Source organism: Shewanella sp. JNE2 (assembly GCF_023159115.1).
Lineage (GTDB): Bacteria > Pseudomonadota > Gammaproteobacteria > Enterobacterales > Shewanellaceae > Shewanella > Shewanella putrefaciens.
Window position 1 is genome coordinate 2,839,293 of sequence record NZ_CP096169.1, and the last position, 16,941, is coordinate 2,856,233.

The following is a 16,941-nucleotide window of genomic DNA, read 5'->3' on the forward strand; positions in this document are numbered from 1 at the left end:
CAATGCTTTTAGGGCATGAAATCCTATATGCTATACGCGACTATTTTTTATCTCACCATAGAGTTAATTCATGTTTAAACGATTTGAATCCTGGGTTGAAGCCCTACCCGATGATGAACCCACTAAGCCACCCACAGGGGTTTATGCTTTTTGTCGCCACTATACTAAGGGCTACGAACTGCCGCTGATCTTAATGTCAGTGCTGACCGCCATGCTGGCCATGCTTGAAGTGTCACTGTTCGGGTTCATGGGCCAATTAGTGGATTGGCTGGTGAAAAAAAATCCCGAAACCTTATTCCAAGACGAAGGCACGACCTTAATGCTGATGGGAGGTATGGTGATAATTGTGATGCCAATATTGGTATTACTGCATGCGCTTATCATGCATCAAACCTTGCTTGGCAATTATCCCATGTCGATCCGTTGGCTCGCCCACCGTTACTTGCTAAAACAAAGTGTATCGTTTTATCAAGATGATTTTGCTGGCAGAATCGCCACGAAAGTGATGCAAACATCCTTAGCCGTACGCGAAACTGTGATGAAATTGCTCGATGTGTTGGTATACATTTTAGTGTATTTCACCTCTATGCTGGTGATGATCGCCAGCGCTGATCTGCGCTTAGTCATACCTATGCTCGTCTGGCTTGCACTGTATGTTGGGCTGCAATGGTACTTTGTGCCTAGACTAAAAAGTGTCTCTACCGAGCAAGCCGATGCCCGCTCAACCATGACAGGCCGTATCGTCGACAGCTATACCAACATCACCACAGTGAAGCTATTCGCCCACACGCAAAAAGAAGCCGAATACGCCAAATCCAGTATGCGGATATTTTTAGACACGGTTTATCGCCAAATGCGCTTAGTGACGGGGATCAGCGTCAGCGTGCAAATCATCAACTATCTGTTGGCCTTTAGTATTGCAGCAGTATCGATAGCCCTATGGACCGATAGCGCAATTACGGTCGGCGCCATCGCCATTGCGGTCAGTTTAGCACTGCGTTTAAACGGCATGTCACAGTGGATCATGTGGGAAATCAGTTCGTTATTCGAAAATATCGGCACAGTTACCGATGGAATGAACACCTTATCGAAAACAACGATCATCCAAGATGAGCCAAACGCAAAGGCGCTGGTCGTCAATCATGGCAAGATTGATTTCAACCAAGTGTGTTTCCATTACGGTGAGCAGACTGGCGTGATTGAAGATCTGAATCTGAATATTAAAGCAGGTGAAAAAGTTGGCTTAGTGGGGCGTTCTGGCGCGGGTAAATCGACCCTAGTGAATCTACTAATGCGATTCTACGATGTTGAAAAAGGTCAGATTAATATCGATGACCAAGACATTAAAACCGTTAAACAGGATTCGCTACGCTCACAAATTGGCATGGTGACACAAGATACCTCCCTATTGCACCGCACCATTCGCGAGAATATTCTGTACGGCAATCCCAGTGCCAGTGAAGAGCAACTTGATCGTGCGATCAAACAAGCTCAAGCCTATGACTTTATTCAAGGGCTCAGTGATCCTAACGGTAATCATGGCTTAGATGCCCAAGTGGGTGAACGCGGCGTAAAACTCTCTGGCGGCCAAAGACAGCGTATCGCCATCGCGCGGGTTTTATTGAAAAATGCGCCCATTTTACTGCTTGATGAAGCCACCTCTGCGCTAGATTCCGAAGTCGAAGCTGCAATCCAAGAAAGTTTGTATGAATTAATGCAAGGCAAGACAGTGATCGCGATTGCCCATCGACTTTCGACTATTGCCGCGATGGACAGGTTAATTGTATTAGATCAAGGCCGAGTCGTTGAGCAAGGCACGCACCATGAACTCATCGCCGCAGGCGGTATTTATGCTCAATTATGGGCCCACCAAACCGGTGGATTCTTAGGGGTTGAATAATGTTAAATTATAACTCAGTACTTTGATTTTAAAGGCGACATTGAGTCGCCTTTTTTATTACCCATAACATAGTCCACCTGTTAGTTTGTCGAGCAAGCTTTCTGAACTAAGCGCCTGCCATTGCAATAACGAGCCATCATTTCAAGACCTCAATACAATTATGCTGCAAGCAAGTCTACAACCAATAAAAGCGCAGAAACCCGATCATAAGACCAAGCTGAATGAGCAATGAGTTGTGGCTTGTAGCCTGTAGCTTGTAGCTTGTAGCTTGTGGCTTGTGGCTTGTGGCTTGTGGAACAATAAAGAATGATAGGTACAAAAAAACCACCTTTAGGTGGTTTATTGTGTTCAACTAACGTTAGCGATTAACTTTAGTTGAAGTGGTATCCCCTAGGGGATTCGAACCCCTGTTACCGCCGTGAAAGGGCGGTGTCCTAGGCCTCTAGACGAAGGGGACCCGGACTTATGTTTCACCTCATAACGGAGGTCTTACTTACTGCTCCAACCAAACAACACGTTAGTTATTTGCTAGGAACCACTCTCTATAAAATATAGATGGTATCCCCTAGGGGATTCGAACCCCTGTTACCGCCGTGAAAGGGCGGTGTCCTAGGCCTCTAGACGAAGGGGACACAAGGACATATTAATTTGAACTTTTCCTTCTTATATAAAAAGAAAGGTTCCCGTTTAACATCTACGGTGTCCTAGGCACTCTCTTCTAAAGAACGAAGGCGACCCAGACTTATGATTTAACTCGTAACCGAGCTTTGTAACACATTCACTTCAGTAGGCTAGGAAGCAAACGTCTCGTTCTTACCAAACAACTCGTTAGTTATTTGCTAGGAACCACTCTCTATAAAATATAGATGGTATCCCCTAGGGGATTCGAACCCCTGTTACCGCCGTGAAAGGGCGGTGTCCTAGGCCTCTAGACGAAGGGGACACAGGACTTATGTTTTAACTCGTAACCGAGCTTTGTAACACATTCACTTCAGTAGACTAGGAAGCAAATGTCTCGTTCTTACCAAACAACTCGTTAGTTATTTGCTAGGAACCACTCTCAATAAAATATAGATGGTATCCCCTAGGGGATTCGAACCCCTGTTACCGCCGTGAAAGGGCGGTGTCCTAGGCCTCTAGACGAAGGGGACCCGGACATATTAATTTGAACTTTTCGTTATGAAAGGTTCCCGTTTAACATCTACGGTGTCCTAGGCACTCTCTTCTAAAGAACGAAGGGGACCCGGACTTATGATTTAACTCGTAACCGAGCTTTGTAACACATTCACTTCAGTAGGCTAGGAAGCAAACGTCTCGTTCTTACCAAACAACTCGTTAGTTATTTGCTAGGAACCACTCTCTATAAAATATAGATGGTATCCCCTAGGGGATTCGAACCCCTGTTACCGCCGTGAAAGGGCGGTGTCCTAGGCCTCTAGACGAAGGGGACACAGGACTTATGTTTTAACTCGTAACCGAGCTTTGTAACACATTCACTTCAGTAGGCTAGGAAGCAAATGTCTCGTTCTTACCAAACAACTCGTTAGTTATTTGCTAGGAACCACTCTCTATAAAATATAGATGGTATCCCCTAGGGGATTCGAACCCCTGTTACCGCCGTGAAAGGGCGGTGTCCTAGGCCTCTAGACGAAGGGGACCCTGGACATATTAATTTGAACTTTTCCTTCTTATATAAAAAGAAAGGTTCCCGTTTAACATCTACGGTGTCCTAGGCACTCTCTTCTAAAGAACGAAGCGTACACAAGGACATATTAATTCGAACTTTCCATTATAAAAAGTTCCAGCTTAATAAGGCAGTAAATTGGTGGAGCTACACGGGATCGAACCGTGGACCTCTTGCATGCCATGCAAGCGCTCTCCCAGCTGAGCTATAACCCCAAATTCTGCTTCAACACCGAACTTTAACAGTGGGCATGAGCATAGAATTAGATTTTGTTCTTACCAAACAACTCGTTAGTTATTTGCTAGGAACCACTCTCTATAAAATATAGATGGTATCCCCTAGGGGATTCGAACCCCTGTTACCGCCGTGAAAGGGCGGTGTCCTAGGCCTCTAGACGAAGGGGACACAAGGACATATTAATTTGAACTTTTCTTTCTTAATATAAGAAGAAAGATTCCCGTCTAACATCTACGGTAAGTTTGGTGGAGCTAGACGGGATCGAACCGTCGACCTCTTGCATGCCATGCAAGCGCTCTCCCAGCTGAGCTATAGCCCCAAAACTTATTTAACTCAATTAAGTGCACTGCAAGCTTTAGCCAGCCTGTGTCTCAACTGCGTGGCGCATTCTATGCAGCACACCTAAAAGTGTCAACTCGTTTTTTAGGAATTTATTCTATCTGCTACAAATTCAATCGCTTTGGATATTCTTTGCTCAGAGCGACTTCTTCCTATTAAAAATAATGTGATATCTAAACCTGGAGACTGCCCTGCTCCCGTTACAGCAACACGCAGAGGCATGCCAACTTTCCCCATACCTACATCTAATTCAGTTGCCGTTTGTTCAATTGCCTGATGTATTGCTTCAACCGTCCATTCAGTTAATGCGGCTAATTTTTGTTGTACCAATTGCAACGGTTCTAACGCAACACCACGTAAATGTTTTTTCGCCTGCTCAGCATCAAAGTCTGCAAAGTCTTCATAGAAGTAACGACTAGAAGCGGCTAATTCCTTTAACGTCTTAGCGCGTTCTGCTAATGCTGTGACCACTTCGGCTAATGCTGGACCATTTGAGGTATCAATCTTTTGGTCGTCCATGTGCCATTGTAAGTGAGTTGCCACATATTCAGGGTCAAGCGTCTTAATATAGTGTTGGTTCAACCAAACCAGCTTATCGGTATTAAAGGCTGAAGGCGCCTTATTAATATCGTCTAGCTTAAAGTATTGCTTCATTTCCTCTAAAGAGAAAACTTCTTGATCACCGTGTGACCAACCTAAACGCACTAAATAGTTGAGCAACGCTTCAGGTAAATAGCCATCATCACGGTACTGCATTACGCTAACAGCGCCATGGCGCTTAGATAACTTAGCGCCGTCATCACCCAAAATCATCGATACATGCGCATATTCAGGAATTGGTGCACCTAACGCTTTGAGGATGTTAATTTGACGAGGCGTATTATTGATATGATCTTCACCACGCACCACACAGGTAATCCCCATATCCCAATCATCAACGACTACGCAGAAGTTATATGTTGGCACGCCGTCGGTACGAGCAATGATCAAATCATCTAATGCGTCATTAGAAAATTCAATACGACCACGAACATGGTCATCAAATACCACTGAACCACCGATTGGATTTTTAAAACGCACCACAAAAGGCTCATCAGTGTCACGGGCAGGCAAATCACGGCAGCAACCATCGTATTTTTGCGCTTCACCGTTAGCGGCCTGTGATTCTCTTAAGGCATCGATTCGCTCACGTGAACAGTAACATTTATACGCTGTGCCCTTTTCTAACATTTGAGCAATGATTTCGTTATAACGGTCAAAACGCTTAGTTTGGTAATATGGGCCTTCGTCCCATGTCAAACCTAGCCAGTTCATGCCTTCTAAAATCGCATCGCAAGCAGCTTGAGTTGAACGCTCAATATCCGTATCTTCAATACGTAATACAAACTCACCGTTATTGGCACGGGCTTGTAACCAAGAATAAAGTGCAGTACGGGCACCACCAACATGCAAGAAACCGGTAGGACTAGGGGCAAAACGCGTCTTAGTTGTCATAATGGGACACTAACCTATATAAAAGTCGTCTAAATAAAGACAAGTACGATAAAAAGTGGGCTTATTCTAACAGTCAAAGCAGGCCCTGCAAATGGGGCAAATATCCCATCTCATTAAATTGGATCTCTGAATCATGACCTTTAATACCCAAACCACCTGAAGGCGCAGGATTCAGGTGGTTTGGGTACATATGAAAACGAAAATCAATGATGACTTTGCTGACTTTATCTCAGCCCATATGAATGATCTATGCCGATAAGTCTCTGCACTGTACAACCCCCTGAAATAACACTTTAATCGGTGATATGTTTAACATTAAGTCAATGCGAACAAAAATAGCGCGACCAATGCTTTTTTCATTAAAAAGCGTTGACACTAGATCGAACCTCCCTATAATACGGCTCCACACAGCGAGGTCGATTAGCTCAGCTGGGAGAGCACCTCCCTTACAAGGAGGGGGTCACTGGTTCGAGCCCAGTATCGACCACCATTTATTTGAAAGAAATAACCGCTGTAGATAATAGTTATATCCCAGGTCGCTTAGCTCAGCTGGGAGAGCACCTCCCTTACAAGGAGGGGGTCACTGGTTCGAGCCCAGTAGCGACCACCATATAACTTAATTTACAGGACTGTGTAAGTCATTCCCAGGTCGCTTAGCTCAGCTGGGAGAGCACCTCCCTTACAAGGAGGGGGTCACTGGTTCGAGCCCAGTAGCGACCACCATTCTTCAGTGAATAATGACTCCAATTGTGTAATGTAAAATCCCAGGTCGCTTAGCTCAGCTGGGAGAGCACCTCCCTTACAAGGAGGGGGTCACTGGTTCGAGCCCAGTAGCGACCACCATATTCTACAATACCCAATTAAAATCCCAGGTCGCTTAGCTCAGCTGGGAGAGCACCTCCCTTACAAGGAGGGGGTCACTGGTTCGAGCCCAGTAGCGACCACCATATTCTGCAATACCTAATTAAAATCCCAGGTCGCTTAGCTCAGCTGGGAGAGCACCTCCCTTACAAGGAGGGGGTCACTGGTTCGAGCCCAGTAGCGACCACCATATCCCCCTGTTGTTCGAAGCCCCAAGCTAAATCTACGCTCAAGATCTAACTACAACATCCTTGCCTGTAAATATCTTTTCCTCATTAAATTAACCACAAACAATACTTATAAAATACGCCATAAATACAGCCAGCTCAGTACAAATGCCCTCTTAAATGCTTTTTTAGCCCTGCTATGTACCGGCAATAATTCCAATTAACACCGATGACAAAATAGCAACCGCGGCAAGTTTTGATTTAAGGAGCATTGATTTATAAATCACATTTTGATCTAAAAATAACGCATTCTGCTCACTTAGTCGGCACTCTATATTCAATAGAAATAAAGCCACTATTAACTTTTGGGTGGGTTCCCACCCATTTACTATATCAGTGTGAGCGAGATCTCGCCCACCAATTCAGCGGTGTGACACACATCAAATGAACTACACTTTGTTAACCAAACACTTACAGACTTCAATGTAAGTTGGCGTGGTATTTGCGTTAAGTAGAACAGACCTCAGGGAAGTCAAGGCTGTATTCCTACTCACACTTGGTAACAAACTAACCAAGACTGAGGACAAATCCTAACAACAGAAAAAGGAACTCAAAATGACATTGAATCAACAGATTAGTATGAACCGCCCATTGAAAACTGTTGCGAAGATGCTTGCTATTGCATCTGTTATTGCAACCAGTTTTAACGTACTTGCAGCCCCCGTCGAAATTAAGTTTTCTCATGTGGTTGCAGAAAACACCCCCAAAGGCCAAATGGCGTTGAAATTTAAAGAGTTGGTTGAACAACGCTTACCGGGTGAATACAAAGTCAGTGTATACCCTAGCTCACAGTTATTTGGGGATAACAACGAGTTAGCAGCATTACTATTAAATGATGTGCAATTTGTAGCGCCTTCTCTCTCAAAATTTGAACGCTACACAAAACGTTTACAGATATTCGATCTGCCCTTTTTATTCAACGATATGGATGCAGTAAATCGCTTCCAGCAGGGTGAAGCGGGGCAAACATTATTAAACTCAATGACACGTAAAGGGATTGTCGGCTTAGGCTATTTACATAATGGTATGAAGCAATTCTCAGCCAATACTCCGCTTAAACAACCTTCTGATGCAAAAGGGTTAAAGTTCCGCGTGATGGCATCGGACGTATTAGCGGCTCAATTTGATGCGATTGGTGCGATTCCAGTAAAAAAACCGTTCTCGGAAGTATTTACCCTGCTACAAACCCGCGCTATCGATGGTCAAGAGAATACTTGGTCTAATACTTATTCACAAAAATTCTATGAAGTTCAAAGCCATATCACAGAGAGTAATCATGGTGTACTTGATTATATGGTTGTGACCTCAGATACCTTCTGGAAAGGATTACCCGCAGACAAACGTAAAATCATCAAAGAAGCCTTAGACGAGTCAATCGCATTAGGGAATAAGATTGCTGCCGAGAAAGATAACGAAGATAAACAATTAATCCTCGATTCTAAACGCTCACAGTTAGTGACATTAACACCAGCAGAACGTCAACAATGGGTAGATGTAATGAAACCTGTGTGGGCGAAATTCGAAGATCAAGTTGGCAAAGATATCATCGAAGCCGCCGTTGCTGCAAATAAACAATAATTAAAATAACCGCTTAACCTTAGTTGAGGTTAAGCGGTATTTGAGCGAGGGGAGTACAAACTGTGATATCGCGAATTTTTGGTTACTTTGAAATAGGTATGCTCAATTTACTTATTACCCTGATGACACTGCTTGTATTTACAGAGGTTGTAGCACGGTTTTTCTTTAATACCGGTTTTCTGTGGATCCAAGAACTGACATTAACCCTGTGTGGGTGGTTTGTGTTGTTTGGTATGTCCTACGGAGTCAAGGTTGGCGCACATATCGGTGTCGATGCCTTTGTAAAAAGCTTGCCGCCAAAGGCAAAAAAAATCACCTCCTTAATCACAACCTCAATCTGTTTAATTTATTGTGGATTGTTTTTAAAAGGCAGTTTTGAATATCTATCGCAGATGTATCACGTTGGTGTACCAATGGAAGACATCCATTTTCCAAGAGCATTACTCAATAATTTAGATCCTGATTTTGCTTGGAATACCCTAAGAATTGACGTGGATGATGGGGCTGTTCCCATTTGGTTATCCCAAAGTATTCTGTTGATTGGTTTTACTATGCTCACATGGCGTTTTCTAGAATTATTTATCGCCATTCTCCGCAACCAAGTCTCAGGCTTAAAATTTGCCGATGAAGCGAAAGAAAGTATGCATTTAATCGATGAAAGTGCGCAGCAAACTCACACAACGACAGATAACAAGGAGGTAAAATAATGGCCATTGCAACCCTATTTACCGCCCTACTCGTCTGTATGTTTTTAGGCATGCCTATCGCCATTGCGCTAGGTTTTTCCAGCATGCTCACCATTTTATTCTTCTCCAATGACTCTTTAGCCTCTATTGCCCTAAAACTCTATGAGTCGTCATCAGAGCATTACACGCTACTGGCCATTCCCTTCTTTATCCTATCATCAGCCTTTTTATCAACTGGTGGTGTAGCAAGGCGTATTATTGACTTTGCCATGGACAGTATTGGACATATCCGTGGTGGTCTCGCGATGGCATCGGTTATGGCCTGTATGCTGTTTGCTGCGGTTTCAGGATCATCCCCTGCAACCGTTGCCGCCATTGGTTCGATAGTGATCGTTGGTATGGTAAAAGCGGGTTATCCTGAAAAATTTGCAGCTGGTGTCATTACTACCTCAGGCACTCTTGGGATTTTGATCCCGCCATCAATTGTGATGTTAGTGTATGCGGCAGCGACTGAAGTATCAGCAGCAAGAATGTTTATGGCAGGTTTGATTCCTGGCTTATTAATGGGTTTACTACTCATGGTAGTCATCTATATCGTTGCCCGTTTTAAAAACCTACCATCACGCCCCTTCCCTGGCATTAAACAATTAGGACTTTCCAGTGCTAAGGCACTCGGTGGCTTAGCACTTATTCTGATAGTTTTAGGTTCCATTTACGGCGGTATTGCCAGTCCAACTGAAGCCTCTGCTGTGGCTTGTATGTATGCTTATTTGATTGCGGTATTTGGTTATCGTGATATTGGGCCGCTGAAAAATGTCGCATGGCGCAACTCAGGCGAAAGCCTACCGAATGCGATTGCCCGCAACCTATGGCATATGATATTGGGCTTAATAAAAACCCCCGTAGATACTGAAGTACGAAATGTGGTGCGTGATGGTGCTAAAGTCAGCATTATGCTGCTGTTTATTATTGCTAACGCAATGCTGTTTGCGCATGTACTTACAACAGAGCGTATACCCCATATAATCGCCGAATATATTGTCAGTATGGGTCTACCCGCTTGGGGCTTCCTGATTATCGTCAACTTGTTGCTACTCGCGGCAGGGAACTTTATGGAACCGTCTGCGATAGTATTAATTATGGCACCGATCCTCTTTCCAATTGCTACTCAGTTGGGAATTGACCCTATTCACTTAGGGATTATCATGGTGGTGAACATGGAAATAGGTATGCTAACGCCGCCTGTTGGACTCAACCTTTTTGTGACATCGGGGATTACTGGACGCAGTATTGGCTGGGTTATCCACTCCGTACTCCCATGGCTATTGTTGATGCTAGTCTTCTTAGCCTTTATTACCTATGTGCCACAAATATCCCTGTTTTTACCCGAGATGCTGGATAAGTTAAGGGGGTATTAGTAAAAGGTCTTCTCAAGGAGTCGATATTATTCCTTGATTATAGATAGTTTTTAAGCGAGCCTACTTAGGCTCGCTTTGTTTTAGGTTAAGTGATAATCAGGATCGCCCGCTATGCTCCCCATGACGCCAACAGCCAAAAAACGTCTCTTTTTGACGATAGTGCTACTCGCGGGATTATTCGCAATCCTAAAATTGACCTATTGGATTCATTTGCATCAAGGTAAAATTGAAATCCAAACCCAATCTGAACAACAATTAAAGGAACTCGTCAGTTTTTTGGATGGTGCGCTTTCACGCTATGAGAGTATCCCCCACGTGCTTTCGACCAACCCAATGCTGGCGCAGGTGCTCAACGATCAGCAGAATCCTCAAAAAGTCCAAGAGTTGAATCTCTATTTAGAAGAAATCCAGCATGTTACTGAAGCATCTGATATTTATCTTATTGATGCGCTGGGTATTGCTATTGCCGCCAGTAACTGGCAACAGAGTTTCTCATTTATTGGTAAAGATTATTCCTTCAGGCCCTATTATACCGATGCCATTTCAGGAAATTTAGGGCGCTATTATGCCGTCGGTACTAGCTCAGATAAACGTGGTTTTTACTTCTCTTACCCGATTTATCAGCAAGGTGGGAAAGGTATACTCGGCGCGATTGTGGTGAAAGTGAATATTGCCGATATAGAGCAACAGAGCACCAGTATTGCCATTGCGGGCCAGTATCAGTTTGTGATCAGCGATCCCGATGATATCGTTTTTATTTCCAGTATTGATGAATGGCGCCTCACCTCCTTAACGCCACTCACCCAAGCTAAACAATACGCGCTAAATGCTTCAAAACGCTACGCCGAACGGACTATTAGCGAACTATTAATCAAACCACATTATCAATATAGCGGCGAAAACTACGACCATATTTACCAAATTCGCACGGGTATAACCCAAGCTCAATATATGGATACCCACCACGAGATGACAAAAGCGGGTTGGCGAGTTCACATTCTAGCGCCTATGAAACCCTTACACGAATCCATGCCCGCTCTTATGCTACTTTCTGCTTCGATTTATCTGTTGCTTGCATTAGCACTTTTATTTAGTGCAGAGCGGCGACGTAATTTACAACGCATGCAACTGGCACAAAGTCTTCTTGAACAACGGGTTGAAGAACGTACACAAGATTTGCAACAAGCTAATGAACGCCTCAAAGATACTCAAGATGAACTTATTCAAGCGGCAAAGCTAACCGTTATCGGTAGCTTATCTGCCAGTATTAACCATGAACTTAATCAACCTTTGGCGGCATTGCGCAGTTATGCACAAAACACTCAGACGTTTCTTGCGAGGGATATGCAAGATAAGGCACAGGATAATCTTAAAATTATTATCGAACTCACCGACAGACTCGCCGATATTGTCGGCCAATTTAAAAGTTTTACTCGTAAAAGCCAAGGTACTGATAGTGCTACAGATATTAATCGCTGCATCACACAAGCCTTAACCATAGTTCAACCAGCTATCGATAAACAAGGCGTAGAATTGGATGTACAACTCCCCGATGGCAATTATCAGGTTTGGGGGGATAAAGTCAGATTACAGCAAGTGTTGGTCAACATTATGAGTAATGCGATTGTCGCTATGCAACAATCAATTAAACGCCGTCTGATTATCAGGGTAAGCAAACAAGATAAGTTTTGTATCAGCATTCAAGATACGGGCCCAGGTGTTCGCGAAAGCCAAATGGAAAAAATCTTTGAGCCCTATTTCACGACAAACGAGCGCCATGGTTTAGGATTAGGCCTATCAATTTCACAACGTATCATCGAGTCTATGCAAGGCCAGATTAATGTCGCCAATGCCGAAAATGGTGGGGCTATTTTTCAGATTATTTTACCGATTTATTTACTCGAGGAACGCCAGTCACTATGAATGCGCCCAATTCAATCCAAGACTATTCAGTACTTATCATCGATGATGAGCCACATATAGGCACCGTCTTAGTGCAATTGTTCGAACTAGAAGGTATTAAAGCCATCACTCGCACTGAACCTAAAGATATTGCCAAACTGCTTGATAAAGATTGGGCCGGAGTCGTGATCTCCGATGTGAATATGCCACAGCTTGATGGCATTAGTCTTATGCAACAAATTCGCCAGCAAGATCCTGATTTACCCGTAGTCCTACTCACAGGTTTTGGCGATATCGCTATGGCAGTTAATGCCTTAAAGCAAGGCGCTTACGATTTTCTCGAAAAACCCTTTAATAATGAACATATGCTTGATGTGGTTAAACGTGCCTTAGATAAACGCAGTTTGACCCTAGAAAACCGTAAACTAAAAAAAGAGCTAGAGAGCCAAAGCGTTCCCGGGCCACGTATTTTGGGGCACAGTGTTGGCATTAACCGTATGCGCCATATTATTGAACAAGTCATCAATACGCCTGCTGACGTATTGATTGAAGGAGAAACAGGCACAGGTAAAGAACTCGTTGCCCGTTATCTGCACGATCACAGCAACCGTAACCAAGCCAACTTTGTGGCCATTAACTGCGGCGCGATCCCTGAAAATCTTATCGAAAGTGAACTCTTTGGCGCCGAAGCTGGTGCCTTTACGGGGGTCGATAAAATGCGGGTGGGTAAGTTTGAATACGCTAATGGTGGCACACTGTTTTTGGATGAAATTGAAAGTACACCACTCTCGCTTCAAGTGAAACTACTCAGAGTGTTAGAAGATCGTAAAGTTGAACGCTTAGGTTCCAATAAAAGCATCAATTTAGATATACGTGTGATTGCCGCCACCAAAGTTGATTTAAAAAGCCTGTGTGATACTGGGGAGTTTCGTCAAGATTTACTCTACCGCTTGAATCTAGTGACGGTTCCCATTCCGCCACTAAGGGATCGACGTGAAGATATTCCCCTACTCTTTTTACATTTTGCGCGAGTCGCATCGGCTCGATATCACAAAGCACTTATCGCGTTAAATGCTGAGCAAAATGCCATACTCACCTCACACGACTGGCCGGGCAATGTACGTGAATTACGTAATCTGGCTGAACGCTATGTACTCCTCGGTGGAGAAGCCGCTTTTGCCGGTTCACTTGGCAATACACCAAGTCTGCACTCCAGCATGTCTTTACTGCAACGGGTCGAGTTTTTCGAGCGTGTACTGATTGAGGAAGCCTTAAGCCACAACAAAGGCAGTATCAAACTGACGATGGAACAGCTTGAACTCCCTCGCAAAACCTTATATGACAAGATGCGCAAATATGATTTAGACCGCAAGCAGTATGTAAATTCAGAGGACTAGGGAATATTGCGATTTCAACTGTTAAATCGCACCACAACTCAACTTAATAAAATCCCCACTTAGATTTATCTAAACGGGGATTTTATTAATAATCTCAAAAATACGTTTATTCAGCTACAACACACATGCCCTTTGGCGTTGTCACATAAGGTGACAAAATTGGCATCATTCCTTTCATTACTTGCAGTGGCAGTGCCGACGTAAAACTAAAATCATCGGATTTACTACCAGGCACAAAAGCGGTTAAAGTGCCAAAATATTTATCCCCTAAATAGAATACAAAGGTCGCGGTTCGGTTCATGGCTGTCGTCGCAACCTTTTTGCCCTGCTGCATTTGGGTCACAATACGGTTATCTCCCGTGCCAGTTTTTCCTCCAATCGCCAGCATAGCGCCTTGTTCATCAACAAAAAGGCCCTTTAAACGCCGTCCTGTACCATTTTGAACCACATTCGCCAACGCTGCTTTTAAAGCCTGTGCAACTTCATGGCGCATAACACGTTCACCTTGAAGGCTCTGATTTTGTAACATCACCTCGTAAGGAGTATCAACACCAAAATGCAATTGATTAATCCGCACGGTAGGCAACCTGTAGCCATCGTTTTGGATAATGCCCATCAATTCAGCAAGGGCTGCAGGTCTATCCCCAGAGCTACCAAGGGCCGAACCTAAAGATGGCACCATAGTCTCAAAGGGATAACCTAAACGCGCCCAACGCTGATGAATATCTAAGAAGGCCTCAACTTCTAACATCACTTGCACACGAACATCACGGGCATTTTTATGCCGAGTTCTAAATAACCAACGATAGACTTCTTGGCGCTGCTGCTGGCTGGCTTCTTTAACATCGTTCAAATTGGCATCGGGATGATGGTTAAGATATTTCAGCACCCATAGTTCTAACGGGTGTACGCGTGCAATATAGCCTTGATCAGGCAAATTATATTTATCAGGCCCGTATTTGTTATACAGATCTTTAATGCGCTTATCACTGTAGGTGGTTTGTGGCAGACGCTGCTGTAAAAATGCCTTAAACGACGCCATAGACTCATCGGGGAGCAAATAACGATATGCTGCCGTCAGTTGTTGTTCCGATTGGGATTGACCATCGAAGAACATGTCTAAACGCTCATTAGCCGCCACTTTCTTATATTTACGATAAAATTTAGTGACGAAGGTATTACCTTCCCTGTCAGCAAAAACCCGTAAATATTCTTCGCGACGAGGATCTTTGTCATTACGTAGCAACTGGGCCATATTGCCCTCATTTTGCATACTGCTACTGTAATTGACTATGTCGCGCATAAGGCGCACAAAGGGTAAATTGATTGAATCCTGCAAAGCTTGGTACAGTGTGGGTATTTTTAAATCTTCTGTTTTTTTAAAGTTATTAAATACATGCAAACCACCACCCGTAAAGAATTGCTCATTCGGTGAGGCTGAATATTCACGCTGCAGTGCCGCATCTAACATGCGATCAAGACGCCTATCAGGATTAACAATAAGGTAATCAATTGCCCAGCGGGTTAAATGATCCCGAGGCTCGATAATAATCGACTCTAATTCTATGCCATGTTTTTTGGAATATTTATCGTGGATCTCGGCAATGATCTCCAAATAAGTGGCCATAACCCGCAATTTAGCCGTAGAACCGAGTTCGAGCTTACTCCCCTCGTTAATATCGAAGGGTTGATCGGTACTATCAGTCTGAACCCTTACACGGTTAGCCGTATCAGTTCGCTCATATAAGGTAAAACTATAGAGCACATTCTGCAGTTGGTTAGGCTCAAGCAAACGCTCACCCAATAAGCCAACTTGCTCTGCCGTAGACGCTTGAGCAAGACTGCGTAAGTATTGACTCACTTGCTGCTGTAAATCACTATGCAAGCTGCTATTTACCGTGAGATCGAGTCTATCTAAATCGTAAAGCCCTACATTCAGCATCCCAGCAGTACGTATACGAATCGTATTAATGCCTTTATCGGCACCCGATTGCACATTACGTTGCGGTTTCGCCACTTTAAATTCAAGGCGTTGTGCTAACGCAGCATCACGTAGATTTCGGTCGATTAAATAATATTCTCCGAGCAAGCGAATATGACTATCAACCAGATTCTCTAAATCTTCATGCCCCTGTAATAGGTAATAGGACGGACGACGCTGGGCAATCATTAATGCAACCACTTGGCGGAATACTTGGCCGCGTTTTACCGCATTGGCTTTGATTTGCGGAGCCGACAACAGCTTATTAGCCGTATCAAAATCCGTCCCAAACCACGCCCATAAACCATCACCAATACCATGTACTTCACCGTGATTTGGTGCTGAGGATAGCGGAACTGTGTTCAAGTAATCCTGCACAATGCGCTTGCGAGCGGGTTCAGTATTTTCACCTTGCTGGTAAACTCGCACGCTGGCAGAGCCAATTTGCAATAATTTATCTTTAATACTTAAGGTTAAGCCCTGTGAAGAATGGCGAAACTTTTCAATTTGAGTCGCGAGAGTACTACCACCCGCCGTGGCAACATTAAAACCTAGCATTTCTGCGATTTGGCTAAATCCGGCGACCACAAAGCGTGGCCAATCTATCACTGGGTTTAGCTTATTTTCAGTGGTCCAAAGCTCTCGGTTTTCAATAAATAAGAGGGTATTCACAATCTCATTAGGGATCTTATCGTCATCCTGATAAACCCGCTTAGGATAGGTAAACTGATAAAGATCTGTATTGCGGCAATCAAGCAGTGTTAATCCCGATTGCGCCTTCTCATGGTAAGGAGGGAAAAACCCCAACTGGGTATACTCTTGTAACGCTGGCGAGAATGCCACCTGCCGCGTTATCTGAAAGTTTCGCTGCAATAATCTGTCAATATAGTTCGGTAACTTGCTATAGCCATGACGTTCATCAAAAGGACCATAACTTGGATAAATAACTGACTGCGTTGGCTCATTTTTTAATTCATAGGTGAGGGTTTTAGCATATTGATGGATAAATTTTGCTTGGTAGAAAGAAGTCTTCATTTCTTGGCCAATTAAAATGGCCAAGCATAAAATAAGGATAAAAAAGAGAAACCAAGCACGCCCCTTAGATCTAACCTTAGGCTGAGCCTTGGCTTTAGGCTCAGGTTGCGGTGGGCGAGGACGATAATTTTCGAACTGCATCTCTTGCGTAGAATTAGGCAAAACTGCTCCAAAAAATCATAAAGCGAGAACGTATTTTATT

General features: G+C 43.8%; 8 protein-coding genes and 15 tRNA genes. 12 read left to right on the plus strand and 11 right to left on the minus strand.

What is annotated here, in order from left to right:
- The first annotated feature begins 70 nt into the window (after positions 1–70).
- Complete coding sequence (locus MZ182_RS12590; RefSeq protein WP_011788849.1) at positions 71–1,900, plus strand: ABC transporter ATP-binding protein; 1,830 nt, start codon at positions 71–73, stop codon at positions 1,898–1,900.
- 381 nt (positions 1,901–2,281) lie between these two features.
- Here MZ182_RS12590 and MZ182_RS12595 read toward each other — a convergent pair.
- The 10 genes from MZ182_RS12595 to gltX all read right to left on the minus strand — a co-directional run bounded on the left by MZ182_RS12595 (position 2,282) and on the right by gltX (position 5,654).
- A tRNA-Glu gene (locus tag MZ182_RS12595) sits at positions 2,282–2,357 on the minus strand.
- 99 nt (positions 2,358–2,456) lie between these two features.
- Positions 2,457–2,532, minus strand: a tRNA-Glu gene (locus MZ182_RS12600).
- Positions 2,533–2,767: 235 nt separating this feature from the next.
- Positions 2,768–2,843 (minus strand) — tRNA-Glu (locus MZ182_RS12605).
- Positions 2,844–2,975: 132 nt separating this feature from the next.
- Positions 2,976–3,051 (minus strand) — tRNA-Glu (locus tag MZ182_RS12610).
- Between the two features lie 223 nt (positions 3,052–3,274).
- Positions 3,275–3,350 (minus strand) — tRNA-Glu (locus MZ182_RS12615).
- A 132-nt stretch (positions 3,351–3,482) separates the two neighbouring features.
- Positions 3,483–3,558: transfer RNA gene (locus MZ182_RS12620), tRNA-Glu, on the minus strand.
- Positions 3,559–3,723: 165 nt separating this feature from the next.
- Positions 3,724–3,799: transfer RNA gene (locus MZ182_RS12625), tRNA-Ala, on the minus strand.
- 114 nt (positions 3,800–3,913) lie between these two features.
- Positions 3,914–3,989 (minus strand) — tRNA-Glu (locus MZ182_RS12630).
- Between the two features lie 75 nt (positions 3,990–4,064).
- Positions 4,065–4,140: transfer RNA gene (locus MZ182_RS12635), tRNA-Ala, on the minus strand.
- Between the two features lie 104 nt (positions 4,141–4,244).
- The gene (gene gltX, locus MZ182_RS12640; protein WP_014610857.1) at positions 4,245–5,654 is read right to left on the minus strand and encodes a glutamate--tRNA ligase; all 1,410 of its coding nucleotides are present in this window, start codon (positions 5,652–5,654) and stop codon (positions 4,245–4,247) included.
- Positions 5,655–6,068: 414 nt separating this feature from the next.
- On the opposite strand from gltX, the gene MZ182_RS12645 reads away from it, so the two are divergent.
- From MZ182_RS12645 to MZ182_RS12695, 11 genes are all read left to right on the plus strand, one after another.
- Positions 6,069–6,144 (plus strand) — tRNA-Val (locus MZ182_RS12645).
- 44 nt (positions 6,145–6,188) lie between these two features.
- Positions 6,189–6,264: transfer RNA gene (locus tag MZ182_RS12650), tRNA-Val, on the plus strand.
- Positions 6,265–6,301: 37 nt separating this feature from the next.
- Positions 6,302–6,377: transfer RNA gene (locus tag MZ182_RS12655), tRNA-Val, on the plus strand.
- Positions 6,378–6,421: 44 nt separating this feature from the next.
- A tRNA-Val gene (locus tag MZ182_RS12660) sits at positions 6,422–6,497 on the plus strand.
- Positions 6,498–6,525: 28 nt separating this feature from the next.
- Positions 6,526–6,601: transfer RNA gene (locus MZ182_RS12665), tRNA-Val, on the plus strand.
- 28 nt (positions 6,602–6,629) lie between these two features.
- Positions 6,630–6,705: transfer RNA gene (locus MZ182_RS12670), tRNA-Val, on the plus strand.
- Positions 6,706–7,297: 592 nt separating this feature from the next.
- Positions 7,298–8,320, plus strand: a complete 1,023-nt coding sequence (locus tag MZ182_RS12675; RefSeq protein WP_011788847.1) for a TRAP transporter substrate-binding protein — start codon at positions 7,298–7,300, stop codon at positions 8,318–8,320.
- Between the two features lie 62 nt (positions 8,321–8,382).
- Positions 8,383–9,027: a TRAP transporter small permease gene (locus MZ182_RS12680; protein WP_011788846.1), complete on the plus strand. Its 645-nt coding sequence runs from the start codon at positions 8,383–8,385 to the stop codon at positions 9,025–9,027.
- Positions 9,027–10,424: a TRAP transporter large permease gene (locus MZ182_RS12685; RefSeq protein WP_011788845.1), complete on the plus strand. Its 1,398-nt coding sequence runs from the start codon at positions 9,027–9,029 to the stop codon at positions 10,422–10,424. The genes MZ182_RS12680 and MZ182_RS12685 overlap by 1 nt, the downstream gene beginning before the upstream one ends.
- 111 nt (positions 10,425–10,535) lie before the next feature.
- Complete coding sequence (locus MZ182_RS12690; protein WP_011788844.1) at positions 10,536–12,347, plus strand: sensor histidine kinase; 1,812 nt, start codon at positions 10,536–10,538, stop codon at positions 12,345–12,347.
- A complete protein-coding gene (locus tag MZ182_RS12695; RefSeq protein WP_011788843.1) occupies positions 12,344–13,723 on the plus strand; it encodes a sigma-54-dependent transcriptional regulator in 1,380 nt (459 codons plus the stop codon). The genes MZ182_RS12690 and MZ182_RS12695 overlap by 4 nt, the downstream gene beginning before the upstream one ends.
- 106 nt (positions 13,724–13,829) lie before the next feature.
- Here MZ182_RS12695 and MZ182_RS12700 read toward each other — a convergent pair whose 3' ends face one another.
- Entirely contained in the window at positions 13,830–16,901 is a 3,072-nt protein-coding gene (locus MZ182_RS12700) for a transglycosylase domain-containing protein (RefSeq protein WP_011788842.1), read from the minus strand.
- Positions 16,902–16,941: the final 40 nt, after the last annotated feature.